Annotated in this window: 21 protein-coding genes and 2 pseudogenes; 21 read left to right on the forward strand and 2 right to left on the reverse strand. The window is 36.8% G+C overall.

The genetic code is table 11. The annotated features are described in order from the left end of the window. The first annotated feature begins 27 nt into the window (after positions 1-27). From FQ015_RS00825 to FQ015_RS00890, 15 genes and pseudogenes are all read left to right on the forward strand, one after another. A complete protein-coding gene (locus FQ015_RS00825; RefSeq protein ID WP_160523585.1) occupies positions 28-1,638 on the forward strand; it encodes a glycoside hydrolase family 15 protein in 1,611 nt (536 codons plus the stop codon). Positions 1,639-1,704: 66 nt separating this feature from the next. Continuing rightward, complete coding sequence (locus FQ015_RS00830; protein ID WP_001352966.1) at positions 1,705-1,884, forward strand: GhoT/OrtT family toxin; 180 nt, start codon at positions 1,705-1,707, stop codon at positions 1,882-1,884. A 345-nt stretch (positions 1,885-2,229) separates the two neighbouring features. Further along, the gene (eivF, locus tag FQ015_RS00835) at positions 2,230-2,979 is read left to right on the forward strand and encodes a type III secretion system transcriptional regulator EivF (RefSeq protein ID WP_000568778.1); all 750 of its coding nucleotides are present in this window, start codon (positions 2,230-2,232) and stop codon (positions 2,977-2,979) included. Next, positions 2,976-4,679 carry a type III secretion system outer membrane ring subunit SctC gene (sctC, locus tag FQ015_RS00840; RefSeq protein ID WP_160523586.1) on the forward strand — a complete coding sequence of 568 codons (1,704 nt, stop codon included), beginning with the start codon at positions 2,976-2,978 and terminating at the stop codon, positions 4,677-4,679. The genes eivF and sctC overlap by 4 nt, the downstream gene beginning before the upstream one ends. A gap of 4 nt (positions 4,680-4,683) precedes the next feature. Next, positions 4,684-5,829, forward strand: coding sequence for a YopN/LcrE/InvE/MxiC type III secretion system gatekeeper (locus FQ015_RS00845; protein WP_160523587.1), 1,146 nt, complete (start codon positions 4,684-4,686; stop codon positions 5,827-5,829). Continuing rightward, the gene (locus tag FQ015_RS00850) at positions 5,822-7,882 is read left to right on the forward strand and encodes an EscV/YscV/HrcV family type III secretion system export apparatus protein (protein WP_000482504.1); all 2,061 of its coding nucleotides are present in this window, start codon (positions 5,822-5,824) and stop codon (positions 7,880-7,882) included. The genes FQ015_RS00845 and FQ015_RS00850 overlap by 8 nt, the downstream gene beginning before the upstream one ends. A 31-nt stretch (positions 7,883-7,913) precedes the next feature. Next, positions 7,914-9,206 carry a type III secretion system ATPase SctN gene (gene sctN / locus FQ015_RS00855; RefSeq protein WP_000734320.1) on the forward strand — a complete coding sequence of 431 codons (1,293 nt, stop codon included), beginning with the start codon at positions 7,914-7,916 and terminating at the stop codon, positions 9,204-9,206. Further along, positions 9,196-9,654 (forward strand): type III secretion protein, encoded by a 459-nt coding sequence (locus FQ015_RS00860; protein ID WP_001354951.1) that lies wholly within the window; start codon positions 9,196-9,198, stop codon positions 9,652-9,654. Before sctN ends, FQ015_RS00860 begins: the two co-directional genes overlap by 11 nt. Continuing rightward, positions 9,632-9,862: pseudogene (locus FQ015_RS24060) on the forward strand (type III secretion system needle length determinant, SpaN/EivJ family); the annotation flags it as partial. The gene FQ015_RS00860 and the pseudogene FQ015_RS24060, both read left to right, overlap by 23 nt. 297 nt (positions 9,863-10,159) lie before the next feature. Then, positions 10,160-10,507, forward strand: a complete 348-nt coding sequence (locus FQ015_RS24065; RefSeq protein WP_001329739.1) for a SpaN/EivJ family type III secretion system needle length determinant — start codon at positions 10,160-10,162, stop codon at positions 10,505-10,507. Next, positions 10,467-11,454 (forward strand): annotated as a pseudogene (locus FQ015_RS00870) (YscQ/HrcQ family type III secretion apparatus protein). Before FQ015_RS24065 ends, FQ015_RS00870 begins: the two are co-directional and overlap by 41 nt. After that, complete coding sequence (locus FQ015_RS00875; protein ID WP_000071537.1) at positions 11,444-12,109, forward strand: EscR/YscR/HrcR family type III secretion system export apparatus protein; 666 nt, start codon at positions 11,444-11,446, stop codon at positions 12,107-12,109. Before FQ015_RS00870 ends, FQ015_RS00875 begins: the two are co-directional and overlap by 11 nt. A 9-nt stretch (positions 12,110-12,118) precedes the next feature. Further along, positions 12,119-12,379 carry an EscS/YscS/HrcS family type III secretion system export apparatus protein gene (locus FQ015_RS00880; RefSeq protein WP_000341004.1) on the forward strand — a complete coding sequence of 87 codons (261 nt, stop codon included), beginning with the start codon at positions 12,119-12,121 and terminating at the stop codon, positions 12,377-12,379. A gap of 1 nt (position 12,380) precedes the next feature. After that, positions 12,381-13,148 (forward strand): type III secretion system export apparatus subunit SctT, encoded by a 768-nt coding sequence (gene sctT / locus FQ015_RS00885; protein WP_039020562.1) that lies wholly within the window; start codon positions 12,381-12,383, stop codon positions 13,146-13,148. 8 nt (positions 13,149-13,156) lie between these two features. Then, positions 13,157-14,269 carry an EscU/YscU/HrcU family type III secretion system export apparatus switch protein gene (locus tag FQ015_RS00890; RefSeq protein WP_001284723.1) on the forward strand — a complete coding sequence of 371 codons (1,113 nt, stop codon included), beginning with the start codon at positions 13,157-13,159 and terminating at the stop codon, positions 14,267-14,269. Between the two features lie 69 nt (positions 14,270-14,338). Here FQ015_RS00890 and FQ015_RS00895 read toward each other — a convergent pair whose 3' ends face one another. Both FQ015_RS00895 and FQ015_RS00900 read right to left on the reverse strand, forming a co-directional pair. Next, positions 14,339-14,632 carry an invasion protein gene (locus tag FQ015_RS00895; RefSeq protein WP_000060687.1) on the reverse strand — a complete coding sequence of 98 codons (294 nt, stop codon included), beginning with the start codon at positions 14,630-14,632 and terminating at the stop codon, positions 14,339-14,341. 1 nt (position 14,633) lies between these two features. After that, positions 14,634-15,134, reverse strand: a complete 501-nt coding sequence (locus FQ015_RS00900; RefSeq protein WP_001195865.1) for a helix-turn-helix transcriptional regulator — start codon at positions 15,132-15,134, stop codon at positions 14,634-14,636. A gap of 258 nt (positions 15,135-15,392) precedes the next feature. On the opposite strand from FQ015_RS00900, the gene FQ015_RS00905 reads away from it, so the two are divergent. Genes FQ015_RS00905 through FQ015_RS00930 form a run of 6 tightly spaced genes read left to right on the forward strand, consistent with a single transcriptional unit; the run spans position 15,393 to position 19,156 of the window. Further along, entirely contained in the window at positions 15,393-16,574 is a 1,182-nt protein-coding gene (locus FQ015_RS00905) for a PrgH/EprH family type III secretion apparatus protein (protein WP_160523589.1), read from the forward strand. A gap of 13 nt (positions 16,575-16,587) precedes the next feature. Further along, positions 16,588-16,827, forward strand: a complete 240-nt coding sequence (locus FQ015_RS00910) for a type III secretion system needle complex protein (RefSeq protein ID WP_000796272.1) — start codon at positions 16,588-16,590, stop codon at positions 16,825-16,827. A 19-nt stretch (positions 16,828-16,846) separates the two neighbouring features. Then, positions 16,847-17,179, forward strand: coding sequence for a type III secretion system inner rod subunit SctI (gene sctI / locus FQ015_RS00915; protein ID WP_000116717.1), 333 nt, complete (start codon positions 16,847-16,849; stop codon positions 17,177-17,179). After that, entirely contained in the window at positions 17,176-17,910 is a 735-nt protein-coding gene (locus tag FQ015_RS00920) for an EscJ/YscJ/HrcJ family type III secretion inner membrane ring protein (RefSeq protein ID WP_160523590.1), read from the forward strand. Before sctI ends, FQ015_RS00920 begins: the two co-directional genes overlap by 4 nt. 15 nt (positions 17,911-17,925) lie before the next feature. Next, the gene (locus FQ015_RS00925; protein ID WP_160523591.1) at positions 17,926-18,507 is read left to right on the forward strand and encodes a type III secretion apparatus protein OrgA/MxiK; all 582 of its coding nucleotides are present in this window, start codon (positions 17,926-17,928) and stop codon (positions 18,505-18,507) included. Continuing rightward, positions 18,449-19,156 carry a hypothetical protein gene (locus FQ015_RS00930; RefSeq protein ID WP_123058298.1) on the forward strand — a complete coding sequence of 236 codons (708 nt, stop codon included), beginning with the start codon at positions 18,449-18,451 and terminating at the stop codon, positions 19,154-19,156. Before FQ015_RS00925 ends, FQ015_RS00930 begins: the two co-directional genes overlap by 59 nt. Positions 19,157-19,281: the final 125 nt, after the last annotated feature.

Genomic DNA, 19,281 nt, shown 5'->3' on the forward strand with positions numbered 1-19,281 from the left:
TTTAACAAACGATAGATGGAATATTTTATGAAAGGGAAATCTGCATTAACTCTTCTGCTCGCTGGTATATTTTCATGCGGCACATGCCAGGCGACAGGGGCAGAAGTGTCGAGTGAATCTGTATTTAACACTCTTAATTCCACAGGGGCAGCAACTGATAAAAGTTATTTATCGTTAAATCCAGATAAGTATCCTAATTATCGTCTTCTGATTCACTCAGCCAAATTACAAAATGAAATAAAGAGCCACTATACCAAAGACGAAATTCAAGGATTGTTAACATTAACAGAAAATACACGAAAGTTAACGTTGACGGAGAAACCCTGGGGAACATTTATTCTTGCTTCTACTTTCGAAGATGACAAAACAGCGGCAGAAACCCACTATGATGCTGTCTGGCTGAGGGATAGTTTATGGGGCTATATGGCATTAGTATCAGATCAGGGAAATAGTGTAGCCGCAAAAAAGGTTCTGCTCACTCTGTGGGATTATATGTCTACGCCCGACCAGATTAAGCGGATGCAGGACGTCATTAGCAACCCAAAACGACTGGATGGTATTCCTGGGCAAATGAATGCTGTGCATATCCGATTTGACAGCAACTCCCCCGTGATGGCAGATGTGCAGGAAGAAGGCAAGCCGCAGCTGTGGAACCATAAACAAAATGATGCGTTAGGTCTTTATCTTGATCTCCTTATACAAGCAATCGACACTGGTACTATTAACGCTGAAGATTGGCAAAAAGGTGACCGATTAAAATCGGTTGCGCTGCTGATTGCTTATCTGGATAAAGCCAATTTCTATGTTATGGAAGATTCCGGAGCGTGGGAAGAAGATGCCAGATTAAACACATCTTCCGTTGCACTGGTGACCTCTGGACTGGAACGTTTGTCAAACCTACTCTCGAAGAAAGACTCTGTTTTTATCTCTGATTTACTACGCGAAGCTAAAGCTAATGAACTGGATGAACCTCTTTCAACAACGAGGTTGAACCACCTCATAGATAAAGGTTATGAAAGAATAACGTTACAGCTTGATTTAGGGGGAGAATCCCCAGGTTATCTGGAAAAAGATAAACATTACAGAGAAGCCGATGCGGCTTTACTTAATGTTATTTATCCTGCAAATCTTTCAAAGATAAATACCAGAAGAAAAGAGCAAGTTTTAAAAATAGTTAAAAAACTAGCAGGTCCGTATGGTATAAAAAGATACGAGAAGGATAATTATCAGTCGGCAAATTTTTGGTTCAATGATATTAAAACTGATACTGATGAAAATTCACATGCGAAAAGAGAAAAGAGCTTCATTCCATCAACAGAAGCAGAATGGTTTTTTGACTCATGGTATGCAAAATCAGCAGCAATTGTTTATAAAGAATCAAGAAAAGAAGAATATTTGAATGACTCAGTGCAATTTATGAATAGATCATTGGCCCAAATAACAGGCGAGAATATGATTGGTGCAAATGGCAGGAGCGTACCTGAAATGGCACTTCCCGAAAGCTATAACTATATCCACAAGTCGGGAACTTTGCATGAAGCGCCAAGCCCTATCATTCCGCTAAATTGGTCGAAAGCTTCAATGACTCTTATGTTGAAAGAAATGTCCAACCTTATCAATGATGAGGGAAATAAATAGTTTTCATAATGAGGCGGTCCTGGATTAAAAGGACCGCTCAAAGAGAAATCGAAAGGGGAGGTAAAAGTGATCAATAAATTACTGTTAGCTTACCTGATAGGTCTGGTTGTGACATCGACCTTAATATTTATCTTCTCGGAAGAAAAAGTAACATATCGGTTGTTTGCTGCAGTAATTACAGGGTTGACCTGGCCGCTTAGCCTCATTCCATCCATCATAAGTATCATAATTCGTAAATCCGACTAACAAGAAAATTATATGAACGATTAAGAAAAATAGAATCGAAAAAGAGAATAAAATATATGCGGGGAGTAACAAAACACTCGCAGTGCGTTAATGTGTAACTAACAAATATGATTTTTATTGAAAATAGTCACCAAACAAGTGTTATAAGAAATACGGGGTATGTTTAAGTAAAACATATCAACAGTTGCAATTCTGTATATGGACAGGATGACTTACTACTGTAAGTGGCTGATAGCTATTCGCTCATAACAAAATCATTATTTTATAAATAGGAATCATCACTTTTTAATCATGTTTTTATTGCAAGTTTATGGAGAATGAGAATATGGAATAAGGAGATGAAACATGATTGAAGAAGGGCTGTTACTTCCAATGAATGTTTTGCTTCAAGGACAGAAGTTAACCCTACTGGACCCTGAAATGTGGTTCTTACGGGGAAATGAAAACAAGGATGTAACCCTTGTTATTACGATTGGTAATAACCATCAAAAATTAATGGTAGTGGAAGACATATTACTGCTCATTGACCGAAGCCAAATTGAGGTAACTGCAGGGAAAGTAATTTATCATCCACTTCGCATTGATATCCTGAGTAAATTATTAGCTTTTATAGATGAATCAACGGGGAGTGTGGAAAGGGAACACCATGACTTGTTTGCTGATGCCTTGCCCTTTGCATCAGAAGTTGTGCTATTCAGTAAAGTTGCAAGTGAAGCCTGGTTTTTAGCCACTTATCTGAGCAGCGATAATATTAATGAAATTCTGTTTCAGCATCTAAGAAAAACAGAATGCTATAAACTGGTTCGCTATTTATTATCGCAATCGCTCATACAGACTTCACTCTATGATCTTGGTGAGCTTTACGGCGTATCGTATTCACATTTTCGCCGTTTATGTAGTTATGCATTGGGTGGTAAAGTTAAAACGGAATTATGTGGCTGGAGAGTTGCCAGAGCCGTGTTGGAAATCATTGAAGGAAACAGTGATATGACAACTATTGCGCATAAATATGGCTACTCATCCTCATCACACTTTTCAGCCGAAGTAAAAAGCCGGTTAGGAAAAACACCGAGAGAACTATGTAAAAAGTTATGAAAATAAAATTACGTATTACTATTATATTAATTTCAGCCTTATGCATTTTTAATGGATTATTGACTCCTGGTGCATATGCCGCAGCAGCGAATGGATACGTAGCAAATAAAGAAAATCTACGTAGTTTTTTTGAAACGGTTTCATCATATGCGGGTAAGCCTACAATAGTAAGTAAGCTTGCCATGAAGAAACAGATCAGCGGAAATTTTGATTTAACCGAACCCTATGCCTTGATTGACCGCCTGTCGGCGCAGATGGGACTTATTTGGTACGATGATGGCAAAGCTATTTATATCTATGACTCATCAGAGATGCGTAATGCGCTGATTAATCTGAGAAAGGTATCGACGAATGAGTTTAATAATTTTTTAAAAAAATCGGGTCTGTATAACTCTCGTTATGAAATTAAAGGGGGCGGCAATGGTACTTTCTATGTATCTGGGCCACCGGTTTATGTTGACCTGGTCGTTAATGCTGCAAAATTAATGGAGCAAAACAGTGATGGCATTGAGATCGGACGCAATAAAGTAGGTATTATTCACCTGGTCAACACATTCGTTAATGACCGGACTTATGAATTACGTGGCGAAAAGATAGTTATTCCTGGCATGGCAAAAGTACTATCGACGTTGTTAAATAATAACATTAAGCAAAGCACTGGGGTTAACGTACTTTCTGAAATTTCAAGTCGTCAACAACTAAAAAACGTATCACGTATGCCTCCTTTTCCTGGTGCTGAAGAAGATGATGACCTACAAGTAGAGAAAATAATATCGACAGCTGGAGCGCCAGAGACTGACGATATACAAATTATTGCATATCCTGATAACAACAGTTTACTTGTTAAAGGAACAGTATCTCAGGTTGATTTTATCGAGAAGTTAGTAGCTACGCTCGATATTCCAAAGCGACATATTGAATTATCTTTATGGATAATAGATATTGATAAGACTGATCTAGAACAGTTAGGAGCTGACTGGTCGGGCACGATAAAAATTGGATCCAGCCTAAGTGCATCATTTAATAATTCAGGTTCAATTAGTACCCTGGATGGGACACAGTTTATTGCAACAATACAGGCACTTGCGCAAAAAAGAAGAGCCGCCGTTGTTGCTCGTCCTGTCGTTTTAACACAGGAGAATATTCCTGCTATATTTGATAATAACCGTACTTTCTATACTAAATTAGTCGGCGAGCGTACTGCGGAGTTGGATGAAGTAACCTATGGTACGATGATTAGCGTGCTACCACGATTTGCTTCGCGAAATCAAATTGAATTACTCTTGAATATTGAAGATGGCAATGAAATCAATTCCGACAAGACCAATGTTGATGATCTGCCTCAGGTTGGTAGAACGCTTATAAGTACTATTGCGCGCGTGCCTCAAGGGAAAAGTCTTTTGATTGGTGGATATACACGAGATACGAATACCTATGAAAGTCGCAAGATCCCAATATTAGGCAGTATTCCATTTATTGGTAAATTATTTGGATATGAAGGAACAAATGCGAATAACATCGTTCGTGTCTTTCTTATTGAGCCAAGAGAGATCGATGAGCGCATGATGAATAATGCGAATGAGGCTGCGGTTGACGCCAGAGCAATAACACAGCAAATGGCAAAAAATAAAGAAATCAACGATGAATTACTGCAGAAATGGATAAAAACTTACTTGAATCGTGAAGTCGTCGGAGGATAGTGAAATGGCGATTCATGTAGAGCATGTCGGTGTATTAGAAAGAGCCAGAGAAGTTTCTCGCTTAGAGGACATTATCACAGAAGATAATGAAGATATTGAAGCTGAAATGCCTAAAATGGGAGATGATCCCGCCGGTAAAGAAGCTCGATTCTTACAAGCTACTGACGAGATGTCAGCAGCGTTAACGCAGTTTATGAAGAAAAAAATCTACGAAGAACAACTGGCCAACTTTCTGGACGGAGAAGAATATGTCCTGGAAGATCAGCCAATAGAAAAAACCGATAAAGTCATGGAGGCGCTTAAGGCAGCAACTACCCATGACTATGAAGTGTATAGCTTTGCTAAAAAATTATTTCCAGATGAAAGCGATCTGGTGGTTGTATTACGTGCAATTTTACGTAAAAAACAAATATCTGAAAATGTGCGGATAAACGCTGAAGCATTACTTAGAAAAGTTAATCAAGAGACTACTAAAAAATTCATTAATAGTGGCATTAACTCGGCATTAAAAGCAAAGTTATTTGGCCAGGCGTTGTCATTAAATCCAAAATTACTAAGGGCAAGTTATCGACAATTTTTAATGGCAGAAGACGATGCTGTAGATACTTATGTAGAATGGATTGGTAGTTATGGCTATCAAAATAGAATGCTAGTGACAAAATTTATCAAAGAGACGCTTTTCTCAGATATAAATGCACTTGATGCGAGTTGTTCATCATTGGAATTTGGTATGTTTCTCAATAAGTTGTCACAACTATTGTCTCTTCAGTCGGCAGAGGCTTTATTTCTGAAAACTTTAATGAATAACCCAATAATTAAAAAATTTATTAGCGCAGAAGATTACTGGATATTTTTTCTGATATCGTTAATAAAATTCCCTGAGACTGCAGAGGAACTCCTGAAAAATGCACTGGTAACCCTACCCGCAGATGCTAATTATAAAGACAAAACGTTACTCCTGAAGGCGATTTACAGCGGATGTACAAATCTTCCATTTTCACTTTTTATTAATAATGAACAATTATTAGAGATTAGGGAGTGTTGTAAACAGGCAATAAAAGTAACATTTGCAGTAGAGCTCTTTGATACACAAAACAGTAATAAAAAACAAAATAAAAAACCATGGAAGAAGGTAATGTTCAATGTTTAACAAAGTTTTGATAGGGTTAAGGAGTCATCCAGAATTAATAATTCTTGGATTAATGGTGATGATTATCGCCATGCTCATAATTCCATTGCCCACTTACTTAATCGATTTTTTGATTGGGCTGAACTTAACATTGGCAATACTTGTGTTTTTAGGATCATTCTATGTTGATAGGATCTTAAGTTTTTCTTCATTCCCATCAATTCTCCTCATCACAACGTTATTTCGTTTGGCGCTGGCGATCAGTACCAGTCGACTTATACTTCTTGAGGCGGACGCCGGAGAAATTATAACGAGTTTTGGTGAATTCGTTATTGGAGATAGCCTGGTAGTTGGTTTTGTTATTTTCTCCATTGTTACTATTGTTCAGTTTATCGTGATTACTAAAGGTTCGGAACGTGTGGCTGAAGTTGCTGCCCGCTTTTCGCTTGACGGTATGCCAGGTAAACAAATGAGTATTGACGCCGATCTACGCGCCGGGATCATTGATGCAGATTTAGCAAAAGAACGTCGTAGCGTATTAGAACGAGAGAGTCAGCTGTATGGTTCCTTTGATGGTGCGATGAAATTTATCAAAGGTGATGCTATTGCAAACATCATTATTATCTTTGTTAATATTATCGGTGGGCTATCAGTAGGAGTAGGCCAAAATGGAATGGATTTCTCGACAGCGTTGACCGTCTACACAATTCTTACCGTCGGTGATGGTCTTGTTTCTCAAATTCCAGCTTTATTAATTGCTATTAGCGCAGGGTTTATCGTAACGCGCGTGAATGGCGATAGTGATAATATGGGGCAAAATATAATGTCCCAGTTATTAAGTAATTCTTTTGTCATTATTGTGACATGTGTCCTCGCGCTGAGTATTGGGTTGCTTCCAGGTTTTCCCCTTCTTGTGTTTTTATGTTTGGCAGTAATCTTAGGAATTTATTTTTACTTTAAATTTAAAAAGAAAGGGGTTGAAGAAACGGTTGTTGAGGGAGATATCACCGTTGGGTTGGAACCCTATAATCAGGATGATGATATTTCATTAGGTATTATTAATAAACTTGATCAGGTTATTACCGAAACGGTACCTTTGGTTTTGATTATGAATAGTGTACAGGCTAAAAAATACACTGAAATCAATCTTGCTGATAGGATTCGTAGTCAGTTTTTTATTGAGTATGGTATCCGTATTCCCGGTATTGTCATTCGCGAGGGGGAAGGCCTTAATGATGAAGATGTCATATTAATGCTAAATGAAGTCAGAGCCTCGCAATTTAAAATTTATCATGATCTTGTCTTGTTGGTTGAATATTCAGATGAAGTGGTTTCGACTTTGATCAAGAAACCTGTCATCGTAAATAGTAATGGTGAACAATATTATTGGGTTACAAAAAGTGATGCCCAAAAATTAACAAAAATTGGCTGTTATACTCGCACGGCCATGGATGAAATGTACAATCATTTATCTGTATGTCTGGCTCATAATATTAATGAGTATTTTGGTATACAAGAAACCAAATATATTCTTGATCAATTAGAGATGAAGTATCCTGATCTATTAAAAGAAATATTAAGATATATAACCGTGCAGCGCATTTCAGAGGTAATTCAGCGTCTGATCCAGGAGCGAATTTCAGTGCGCAATATGCGTTTAGTTATGGAGGCTTTAGCATTATGGAGCCCACGCGAGAAAGATATAATCACACTCGTCGAGCATGTACGAGGTGCATTAGGTCGCTACATTTGCCATAAGTTTTCATATTCTGGAGAAATTAAAGCAATTGTGATTTCGCCTGAAATAGAGGACAGAATCAGAGATGGTGTCAGGCCTACCGCTGGCGGTACTTTTCTTAATCTCGATGCATCCGAAGCTGAGATGATTCTGGATAATTTTAAACTGGCACTTTCTGGAATCAATATTCCAATTAAAGACATTATTTTACTGGGATCTGTGGATATTCGTCGTTTTATCAAAAAACTTATTGAATCTAGTTATCGAGACCTCGAAGTACTTTCGTACGGGGAACTAACGGAAAATGTTCCCGTTAATATTCTGAAAACTATTTAGGATAATGTCTTGCGATATGGAGCATGCTGGTATGAAAAAATTAAAACTATTAAATAAATACAGCTACTTACATAGCATAAACGGCTCGCTGATTGAAGCAGAGCTTGACGACGTTTCAGTGGGCGAAGTATGCGAAATTTATGCGAGCTGGCAAGCAAATGAACGTATAGCCAGGGCTCAGGTCGTTGGCTTTCGCAATGGAAAGACATTATTAAACCTTATAGGCAGCTCTGTGGGGCTTACACGTACTGCAGTATTGAAACCAACGGGAGAGCAGTTAACCATACAGATCAGTGATGCCTTTCTTGGTTCAGTTTTGAATGCTTCTGGTCAAATTATGGAAAGGTTTGTCCCGGTCACTCCAGGGGATAGGGGAAATTTACGCCTGATTGATGAACTGCCACCGTCGTATCAGGAACGTCGAGTTATTAATACACCACTAGAGACACGGATAAGAGTCATTGATGGCGTACTGACATGTGGCATTGGTCAACGTGTTGGGATTTTCGCATCGGCTGGCTGTGGCAAAACGGTTTTAATGCATATGCTTGTAAACAACACTGAAGCTGATGTGTTTGTTATTGGCTTGATTGGCGAACGTGGAAGGGAAGTTACGGAATGCGCGGAATCGCTGAAAAAATCAGTAAATGCAGCAAAATGTGTTTTGGTTTATGCCACCTCTGATTTTTCGTCAGTAGATCGGTGTAATGCCGCCCTGATGGCGACAACCGTGGCAGAGTATTTTAGAGATCGAGGAAAGAGAGTTGTACTTTTTATCGACTCAATGACGCGCTATGCACGAGCACTACGCGATATGAAGCTGGCAGCGGGTGAACCACCTGCCAGACGTGGTTATCCTGCTTCTGTTTTTGACAGCTTACCTCGCTTACTGGAGAGGCCGGGACCAACACTAAAAGGAAGTATTACTGCCTTTTATACCGTATTACTGGAGGGGGAGGATGAATCAGACCCACTGGGGGATGAAATTCGCTCAATCCTTGATGGCCATATCTATCTAAGTCGCAAACTCGCTGGGCAAGGTCATTATCCGGCAATAGATGTTCTAAAAAGTGTGAGTCGAGTATTTGGTCAGGTCACTGATGAAAAACACAGAGATAATGCTGCACGGGTAAGGAAGATCCTCACCACTTTGGAAGATCTACAGGTGTTTATTGATTTAGGGGAATATCGCGCTGGGCAAAATGCTGAAAATGATTTTGCCATGAATGCCCGGCCTAAACTCACAAATTGGTTAAAACAGTCAGTTAATGAAAAAATGCCAATGAGTGAAACGCTAAAAGAGCTTGAACGAATTGTTAAGTAAAGTTAATCGACTTATCAGAAGAACAGCGCAGAGCCTGGCTGCATGTGAAGCATCATTACAAAAGTTAAATGCAGAAAAAGAAAAGTTAGTCGAAAAGGAACGCCTGTATGATATGCAACTTAAAAACCTACAGTCACTGTTAGATATGAAGGAGTTACTCGGCGAAGTAGTATTTCGCCAGGATATATTTTACTCGTTACGTAAAGTTGCAGTCATTCAGCAGCAGATCGCTGAGATAAATCTTGAAAAGCAAAAAATAGCAGAGCGGCGAAAAATACTTAACAAGGAAATAGTTCAACAGCAAGCACAAAGAAAACACTGGTGGCTAAAAGGAGAAAAGTACGATCTACTAAAGAAGCGCATAAAAAAACAACTTTTAAATCAGATGCTTTATCAAGACGAGCTTGAACAGGAGGAGAAATATAATGGACGAAGTCAAGAAAATTGAACATTATAAAAATTTAAACACAGACACATCCGAGAATTCTGCTGCGTATTTAGACAGTTTCGTAAAGAAAAACAAAAAAAATAAAGAAATGAGTGAGATTGTTGCTGGATCCATTCTCCAGTTATTACGTCAGGCTCAGGATAGCCAATTCCCTACTTTTGGGAAAAAGAATGGGCAAATGAAGTCTATTGATAACAAATCGTCTCTCCAGGTTGACAGGAATTCATCTTTTTCTTTGCAAACAAATGGAATAGAGCAACTTTCTACAAAGAAAGTCCTCAATATGACTTCACGAGATCAGGGTCTTAATTCTGAACTATCTGATAAAACGATACAATTTAAGGGGGGAATCCATAATGGTATCCATACAGAAAAAATCACGGTTCAAAACCACAGTAATAATAAAGAGCGTGAAAAAAAATATCGCGATGGAGACAAAAAAAATGGAGAGCAGGCCCATTTATTAGATATTACTAACGAAAGAAGGTTTGCTGATAACAAAACCATGTTTACTCAACATATCGAAAAGCAAAGGAATGTTCATACGCTCAATCAGAATGATATAAATAATTCTGTTAATAGTGCCAATGTACCCGAAAATGAATTGACATATCAGTTTCAGCGTTGGGGACAGAATCATACAGTTCGGATTCTGGAAAGTAGTGAAGGGATACGACTAAAACCATCAGACACGATTGTCTCCGACAGACTCCATGAAGCCCAACACAATGATGTTACAGCACAACGTTGGGTATTGACTGAGCAAGATGAACGACAAGGGCAACGACATCAGCCTCATGATGAGCAAGAAAATGAAGGTAAATTCGAAAACGATCAGAAGGACGAAAGTTAATGTTCGGTCTGAGAAAAGTAAATGGAAACACTCATTCCTTTGAAACCACTTTTCAAAACTGGAAAGAAAATGGTGAAGATGTTGCGTTATTAATTCCCGAATTTAGCGCCAAATGGCTACCGATAGCAGAAGAGAGCGGCAGCTGGTCTGGATGGGTGTTACTTCGAGAAATATTTCCCTTAATTTCTGCCGAGCTCGCTGGGATGGCTTTAATGCCAGAAACGGAAAGGTTAATAGTGGAATGGCTCAGTTTATCTAGTACCCCGTTAAATCTAAAGTATCCTGAACTAAAATATAATCGTTTGTGTGTAGGTAAAGTATTTGATGGAGTATTGAGTCCAGCTCAACCACTAATAAGAATATGGACAGGGGAATTAAATGTTTGGTTAGATAAAGTCACGGTCTGCCAATACGAAAACGCTCTAACGCTAGACAAAAAAACATTATATTGGCCCATTCATTTTGTAATTGGATTTAGTAAAACATGTTATAGAACCATTGTTGATATTGAAGTTGGTGATGTTTTATTAATTTCAGATAATTTTGCTTATGCGGTTATTTATAATACAAAGATTTGTGACTTAATTTATCCAGAGGAGTTAAAAATGGCTGATCATTTTGAGTACGAGGAAGATTTTGAAACAGATGACTTTGATATCAAAAAAAGCGAAATCGAGATTAATGATGAAAATGACTATCAGCAGATTAATAGTTTTGAAGACTTGCCTGTAAAAATTGAGTTTGTTCTTGGAAAGAAAATAATGAATCTATATGAAATAGACGATCTCTGTGCAAAAAGAATTATATCTTTGCTTCCTGAAGCTGAGAAAAATATAGAGATACGTGTAAATGGCGCGCTAACTGGCTATGGCGAACTTGTTGAAGTGGATGATAAATTGGGCGTAGAAATTCATTCTTGGTTATCAGGGAATAATAATGTCAAATAGCATTTCGCTGATAGCGATATTATCATTATTTACACTATTACCGTTTATAATAGCATCCGGGACATGTTTTATTAAATTCTCGATTGTTTTTGTTATTGTCCGAAACGCACTGGGACTTCAGCAAGTGCCATCAAATATGACACTTAATGGGGTAGCTTTGCTATTGTCAATGTTCGTAATGATGCCGGTTGGGAAGGAAATATATAATAACAGTCAGAATGAGAATCTTTCATTCAATAATGTAGCGTCGGTTGTTAATTTTGTTGAGACAGGCATGAGTGGTTATAAATCATATTTGATAAAATATTCTGAACCGGAGTTGGTTAGCTTTTTTGAAAAGATTCAGAAGGTGAATAGTTCTGAAGACAATGAAGAGATAATCGATGATGAGAATATTTCAATTTTCTCGTTACTCCCGGCATATGCATTGAGTGAGATAAAAAGTGCATTTATTATAGGTTTCTATATCTATTTACCCTTTGTTGTAGTTGATCTGGTTATATCCAGCGTTCTGTTAACGTTAGGTATGATGATGATGAGTCCGGTAACCATATCTACACCGATAAAATTAATTCTGTTTGTCGCGATGGACGGTTGGACAATGTTATCGAAAGGACTCATTTTACAATATTTTGACCTATCCATTAATCCCTGAGGAAAAAATATGGACGACATTGTTTTTGCGGGGAATAGGGCGCTGTATCTGATTTTAGTTATGTCTGCAGGACCTATTGCAGTTGCGACATTTGTTGGTTTATTGGTAGGGCTTTTTCAAACGGTAACACAGTTGCAAGAACAGACTTTGCCATTTGGCGTCAAATTATTGTGCGTAAGTATTTGCTTTTTTTTAATGAGCGGATGGTATGGTGAAAAATTATATTCGTTTGGTATCGAAATGCTTAATTTAGCATTCGCGAGAGGATAGCATGGGGGAGGCGATACTCTATCAGTTGCATAGTCTGCTGGCTGCTACAGCGCTCGGTTTTTGCCGATTGGCACCAACTTTCTATTTGTTACCATTTTTCGCCAGTGGGAATATACCAACAGTAGTCCGCCATCCAATAATAATAGTGGTATCATGTGCATTAGTTCAGCATTACCACTATGAATTATCTACCCTAAATGAAATAGATATCGCTTTGTTTGCTGTCAGAGAAATTATTATAGGGTTGTTTATTGCTTGCTTATTAGCATCCCCATTTTGGATTTTCCTTGCTATAGGCAGCTTTATCGATAACCAACGTGGTGCAACGTTAAGTAGTACTTTGGATCCGGCTACAGGTGTCGATACATCGGAATTAGCAAGATTATTTAACCTTTTCTCTGCAGCAGTTTATCTTACTAACGGTGGATTGAACTTTATTCTGGAGACTCTATGGCAAAGTTATAACTTATGGCCTTCAGGAAATTTTAATTTTCCTAAATTAGAGCCTTTATTCTCATATATTAATAATATAATGACTCATACTATCGTTTACGCAAGCCCCGTGATTGCGGTTATGCTGGGCGGTGAAGCTGTCCTGGGATTGCTGGCACGCTATGCTTCACAACTAAATGCTTTTGCCATCTCACTGACTGTCAAAAGTGCGCTGGCATTTTTAATATTAATTATTTATTTTGGCCCAATACTGGCTGAACGAGTTATGCCGTTATCCTTTTTCCCAGAACAATTGCAATTATACATTGATAAATAGAGTGTTTCATGGCAAATAAAACTGAAAAGCCAACACAAAAGAAACTCCAGGATGCTTCTAAAAAAGGGCAAATTCTAAAAAGTAGAGACTTAACAGTCTCTGTAATAATGCTTGTGGGTACTTTATATCTCGGATATGTATTTGATGTGCATCATATTATGTCGATTCTTGAATACATCCTTGATCATAACGCTAAACCGGATATTTGGGACTATTTTAAAGCTATGGGGATAGGTTGGTTGAAAACGATCATTCCTTTTTTGCTGGTTTGCATGTTTACAACAATACTTGTCTCATGGTTTCAAAGTAAAATGCAATTAGCAACTGAAGCTATTAAGTTTAAGTTTGATTCATTAAATCCAGTAAATGGCTTAAAACGTATATTTGGCTTAAAAACCGTAAAAGAATTTGTCAAAGCAATACTTTATATTATTTTTTTTGCATTGGCGATCAAAGTATTTTGGAGTAACCATAAATCACTGCTTTTTAAAACTCTTGATGGAGATATCATATCTTTATTATCAGATTGGGGAGAGATGCTATTCCTTCTCATACTATATTGTCTCGGCAGTATGATAATTGTTCTAATATTTGATTTTATCGCTGAGTATTTTTTATTTATGAAAGATATGAAAATGGATAAACAAGAAGTTAAAAGAGAATACAAGGAACAAGAAGGAAATCCAGAAATTAAGTCTAAACGCAGAGAACGCCATCAAGAAATTCTGTCAGAGCAATTGAAATCTGATGTCAGTAATAGCCGTCTGATGATTGCCAACCCTACGCACATTGCCATAGGGATATACTTTAAGCCACATCTGTCACCTATACCTTTGATTTCTGTAAGAGAAACTAATGAGGTCGCATTGGCCGTAAGGAAATATGCAAAAGAAATCGGAATACCAATTATTACAGATAAAAAATTAGCACGAAAAATTTATGCTACCCATCGTCGCTACGATTATGTTAGCTTCGAAAATATAGATGAGATCTTGCGTCTTCTGCTGTGGCTTGAAGATGTGGAGAATGCTGGACAACCTATTCCAGATGAACTGCTCCCCTCAGAAGATAAATTCAAAGAAGGTGAAGACACAAAAAGTGAGAATAAAGACAATAATTAAAAAAATTAATCATCTATCATAGTCGGAAATTTATAAGAATCTACACGCAAAAAGCGTGTAGATTCTTATTTAATGTGTTAAACGATCTTGCGAAATGACAAGCAATTGATACATACTCATCTCTTTATAAGCTGGAACAGTCGTAACCTGTGCAAATTCGCGATATAGTTTCTGCTCTAGTTCTGCTGATGATATATATTCCGGGTGTTCGCTAAAGAACTGTCTTGCATCTACTATCGCTTGAGATTCGCCACTTCTTTTATTCTGAGTATCCTTTAATGAATTTTCTCTGGTGCATGCAGAGAGCAACGATATCAGTGCGACAGTTATTATGATTTTACTATTATATCTTACTAATGACATATCAACTTTCTCTTATGCAAGATTGGAGTTTAAAATAATGTTTATCCCATTCACAGAGTGCTATAAACAACTCAACAGTACCTTTTATGTTAAGTTTATTTAGGGCTCTTATTTTGTGATATGATACTGTTTTATAATCAATTCCTTTGATAATGGCTATTTGTTTTAACGAATAAGAAACACATAACCGCAGGATATCTATCTCATCATGGGTAAGTGGTTCTTGAGTGGAATACACATTTTGTGTATGAAGATTCGAAACCAGGAAATGCGTTAAATCAGATAATGTAATATTCTTATTGATCCTGATGAAATTGTTGCTCAAAAGGGTGTTTACAGGTTCTGTATTTGGTTTGAGATTTCGATGTTGGTGCTCATCAATAACAACGAACGAATGTCCAAGATCAACCAACGCAACCAAATCGCTGTAATATTCCTTTTGGGATGCTAATAATGCATTAGTGCCTACAGTGAAGTAGACATCACTGGAAAAGACTTGCATATGCCAACCTGCACTCTAAAATCATTTAGGGTAAATATTACGTGTAAAATTTAAAATAATGGTAATTGTTATATTTTCATATCAATGAGGGAATAGGGTGAATACCTTAAATTGCAAATAAAGTTATGTATGTAGGCATTTAAAATGGTTCTCGAAAATTATAATCTTTTTATTGTGTGTCATCATAATTTGGTCATGAAATTTCCGTCTTGTTACACTACTCTAAACTAGAGCTTATGGAATTAGCGGGTGGTATTCATGGGAAATAATGATAAATTCTTATCACAAGACTTATTGGAATCTTATGCCATTCGTTTATTGAGCGGACCATTGAATGGATGCGAGTATGAAATACTTAATAGGCGTGTACTCGTTATCGTTGGTAATGATGTTTCGTTAGGAAGAAGTGATTCTTTTTCTGAGTTACCAGAGAATACGATAGTCATTCCTTATGGAGAGCTTACAGGCAGTTTTGAGGTAATAATCACTACCGACCCTGATCTGGTTGTAACAATCAGAGAATTAACAGCACAAGAACCTGAAGATAGAACGTTAACATTGAATCAGCAAATAGAAGTTTTAGGCCTCAAATTTGCTGTAAAAGGAAAAAATGAAGTTTGGCAGTATTCAATACCAGGTATTGTTGAAAATAACATTACTTCAACAAGACAACATTTCTTTAGTAGTACGCTGTTTAAATATGTAACGCTATTTTTTCTTTTTGCTATCATTTTTATAGCTTTTTATATTGTTAATGCCAGTAATGATCCGCAGCTGAGACATATCGATAAAATTCTTGTAAACAAAAATAGAAATTATGAAATTTTATATGGTAGGGATCATGTCATCTATATCAATACCAATAGTTTGGATGAAGCTGTCTGGGTCAAACAAGCACTGGAAAAAAATCAACCAGGAAAGCCAGTACGGGTGATAAATCCTGATGATGAATCGATACGAATTTTTTCATGGCTTGCTGATAATTTCCCAGATCTACAATATTTTAAACTACAGCTATTAGATGCCAGTAATCCAAGACTGACAGTGAGTAAGCAACGGAATGCTATCACACAGCAACTAATCGATAATCTTATTAAAGGATTACTGCAAACTATGCCATATGCCAGCAATATAAGTATTGCGGTATTAGATGATAATGTATTGGAAAGTCAGGCAATTGAAACATTGTCGGCAATAGGTCTTTCTTATGAAAAATATAAAACAGCTAACAATGTATATTTCAATATCATTGGTACGTTAAGCGACAGTGAATTAAATAAAATTAATAATTATGTTGACGAATATTATAAACAATGGGGTAAACAATATGTAAGATTTAATGTGAATTTGAAAAATCAGGACACAAATAATAGTTCATTTAGCTACGGAGATAACCGATTCGAGAAGTCTCAAGGTAGCAAGTGGACATTTCAGGAATAATTGAGGAGGACTTATGGCAGATTGGAATGGTTATATTATGGATATCAGCAAACAATTTGATCAGGGCGTTGATGATCTTAACCAACAAGTTGAAAAGGCGTTGGAGGATTTAGCAACCAATCCTTCCGACCCGAAATTCCTTGCCGAATATCAGAGTGCATTAGCTGAGTATACATTATATCGAAATGCGCAATCTAACGTTGTAAAAGCGTATAAAGATCTTGATTCGGCAATCATACAAAACTTCCGCTAAACTGGATAAGGATTTTATTATGTCAGTAAGCAATATGCCACCTATTGATAGAGCTGAGCAATCAACTGCTCATGAAATACAGCAAGCGAAAGTTATTGATTTAAATGACCGGGTTCTCAATCTTGATAACCCGGATGATAAAATGATCTCCGCTTTTGCTAACTATGCGGTACAAACTGAAAATTGGCAGCAAAATGCGTTACAAGCATTAAGGTCTGATAAAAAGGGGTTAACTCCTGAAAAATTATTAGTCTTGCAGGATCATGTGCTTAATTATAATGTCGAGGTTTCATTGGTGGGAACATTAGCAAGAAAAATTGTCGCTGCAGTTGAGACGTTGACTCGCTCATGAAATATATATCATTATTCTTGTTTATCCTGCTGTTGTGCGGTTGCAAGCAGCAGGAATTACTGAACCATCTTGATCAACAGCAAGCTAATGATGTCCTTGCTGTTTTACAAAGACATAATATTAATGCAGAGAAGAAGGATCAAGGCAAAACTGGATTTTCAATCTATGTAGAACCAACGGATTTTGCTTCTGCGGTGGATTGGCTAAAAATCTACAATCTCCCGGGTAAGCCTGATATTCAAATATCGCAGATGTTCCCTGCAGATGCACTCGTTTCCTCTCCACGAGCGGAAAAAGCAAGATTGTATTCTGCTATTGAACAGCGTTTAGAGCAATCTCTCAAAATTATGGATGGCATTGTTTCTTCAAGAGTACATGTTAGTTACGATGTTGATACAGGTGATAGTGGCAAAACTGCTTTACCAATTCATATTTCTGTACTTGCTGTATATGAAAAAGATATCAATCCAGAAATAAAAATAAATGACATTAAGAGATTTATTGTTAATAGCTTTGCAAGCGTACAATATGAGAATATTTCAGTCGTATTGTCAAAACGAAGAGATATTATTGAACAAGCACCAACATATGAAATTAACGAACCTGTTTTTGCTTATGATAAGACTATGCCGGTTTCTATCTTACTTGCATTAATGTCCATTGCGACTTTCTGGCTGTTATGGAAGTACAGGGCTATTCTAACTAATTTAATCAGGTTAAAAAATAAGTAGACATATGAGAACGTTATGAACCTTGCCCTGAGAAAGATTATATATGATCCAATTAGTTATATTCATCCTCAACGAGTAAGTTTGAATAATGCACGTATTAGCAATCCGGTACTTAGATCTATTACCAATGAAATGATACTCCTACAGTACAATCTTTCAGTTGAGCATTTCAGTCTGAATAGTTCACTTATTTACTACATAAACAATTGGAAATTATTTCCATTGATCTGTTTACTCAGTGGTTGTCACTTTTATCGAGAAAGGTTTGCAGAACGGGGATTTTTTTACAAGGTTCCTGATGTGCTAAGGAATTATTTATCAGCGATACCGGTGGAAATAAATGAAAAGGCACGATATAAACCTGGCATCGTTAACTATCAGAATATCATCACATGTGGTTTTTCAACGTTGTTGCCCTATGTAAGGCAACAACCGTTGGCAATGCAGCAACGATTTAATTTATTATTTCCTGATTTTGTTGACCACATACAATTGCCGTTACCACTTGCGGCTACTCTTTTGGAGAGAATTACATTTTATGCGAAAAAAAATAGAGATGAGCTTGATAAACTCTCCTGCAAATGGTGTTGTGATTAAAAGAATAATTTCTGATGGATTGAAAGAAATAGTCTCTCTAAAAGAACAGATCCTTCTTGAAACCACCGCAAAAATTCAGAGTATTGAGGAAAAGAGAGAAGAAAAAGTTATTCAAGGTTATTATGATGGCTATGCGAAAGGCATTATTGATGTGATGGATAATTTTATACCCTTGATAAGTTTGCTGAGCTCAGAATTAGAAAAAAACAGAATAAACATGATAAACGATCTGAAGAGCATATTGTTAAAATCTTCAGAGGAAGTTGAAGTTTTTATCAAACTTTTTGAAAGTTGGGTAACAAAATTACCGTCAATATCAGGCCCTTTAAATCTCTATATACCTACCAGTTTCAAAGATAAGTCTATTGAAGTAGAGTCATATTTTGTCGACAAGTCAATATGGAATGTCCATATTTCATATCATGATGACAAACGTTTTATTTTTTTTACAGATCAATTTATTGCTGAATTTAGTCCGCAGGAATTTGTGGATAATTGTGAGCAATATTTAATTAGCAATCACTGTTTTTCCCCTGATAAGGTTAATGAAATCTGTGAACATGCCAGACATTATTTAGTTGAAAGAATGTGTGAAATAGATTCTTTGGCTATGAATAACTCTGATTTGACGAACCCAGAGGACTTATAGATCACTGTCTCCGGTTTAATGACTTGAATATAATCTAATTCTAATATTTTAAACGCCTAATGATTTTTCAACACTGGTCTTATTTTGCTTACACAAAAATTTTATTTTTAATTATATTTCATTAT

The organism is Escherichia sp. HH26CH (genome assembly GCF_009820205.1).
Lineage (GTDB): Bacteria > Pseudomonadota > Gammaproteobacteria > Enterobacterales > Enterobacteriaceae > Escherichia > Escherichia coli_F.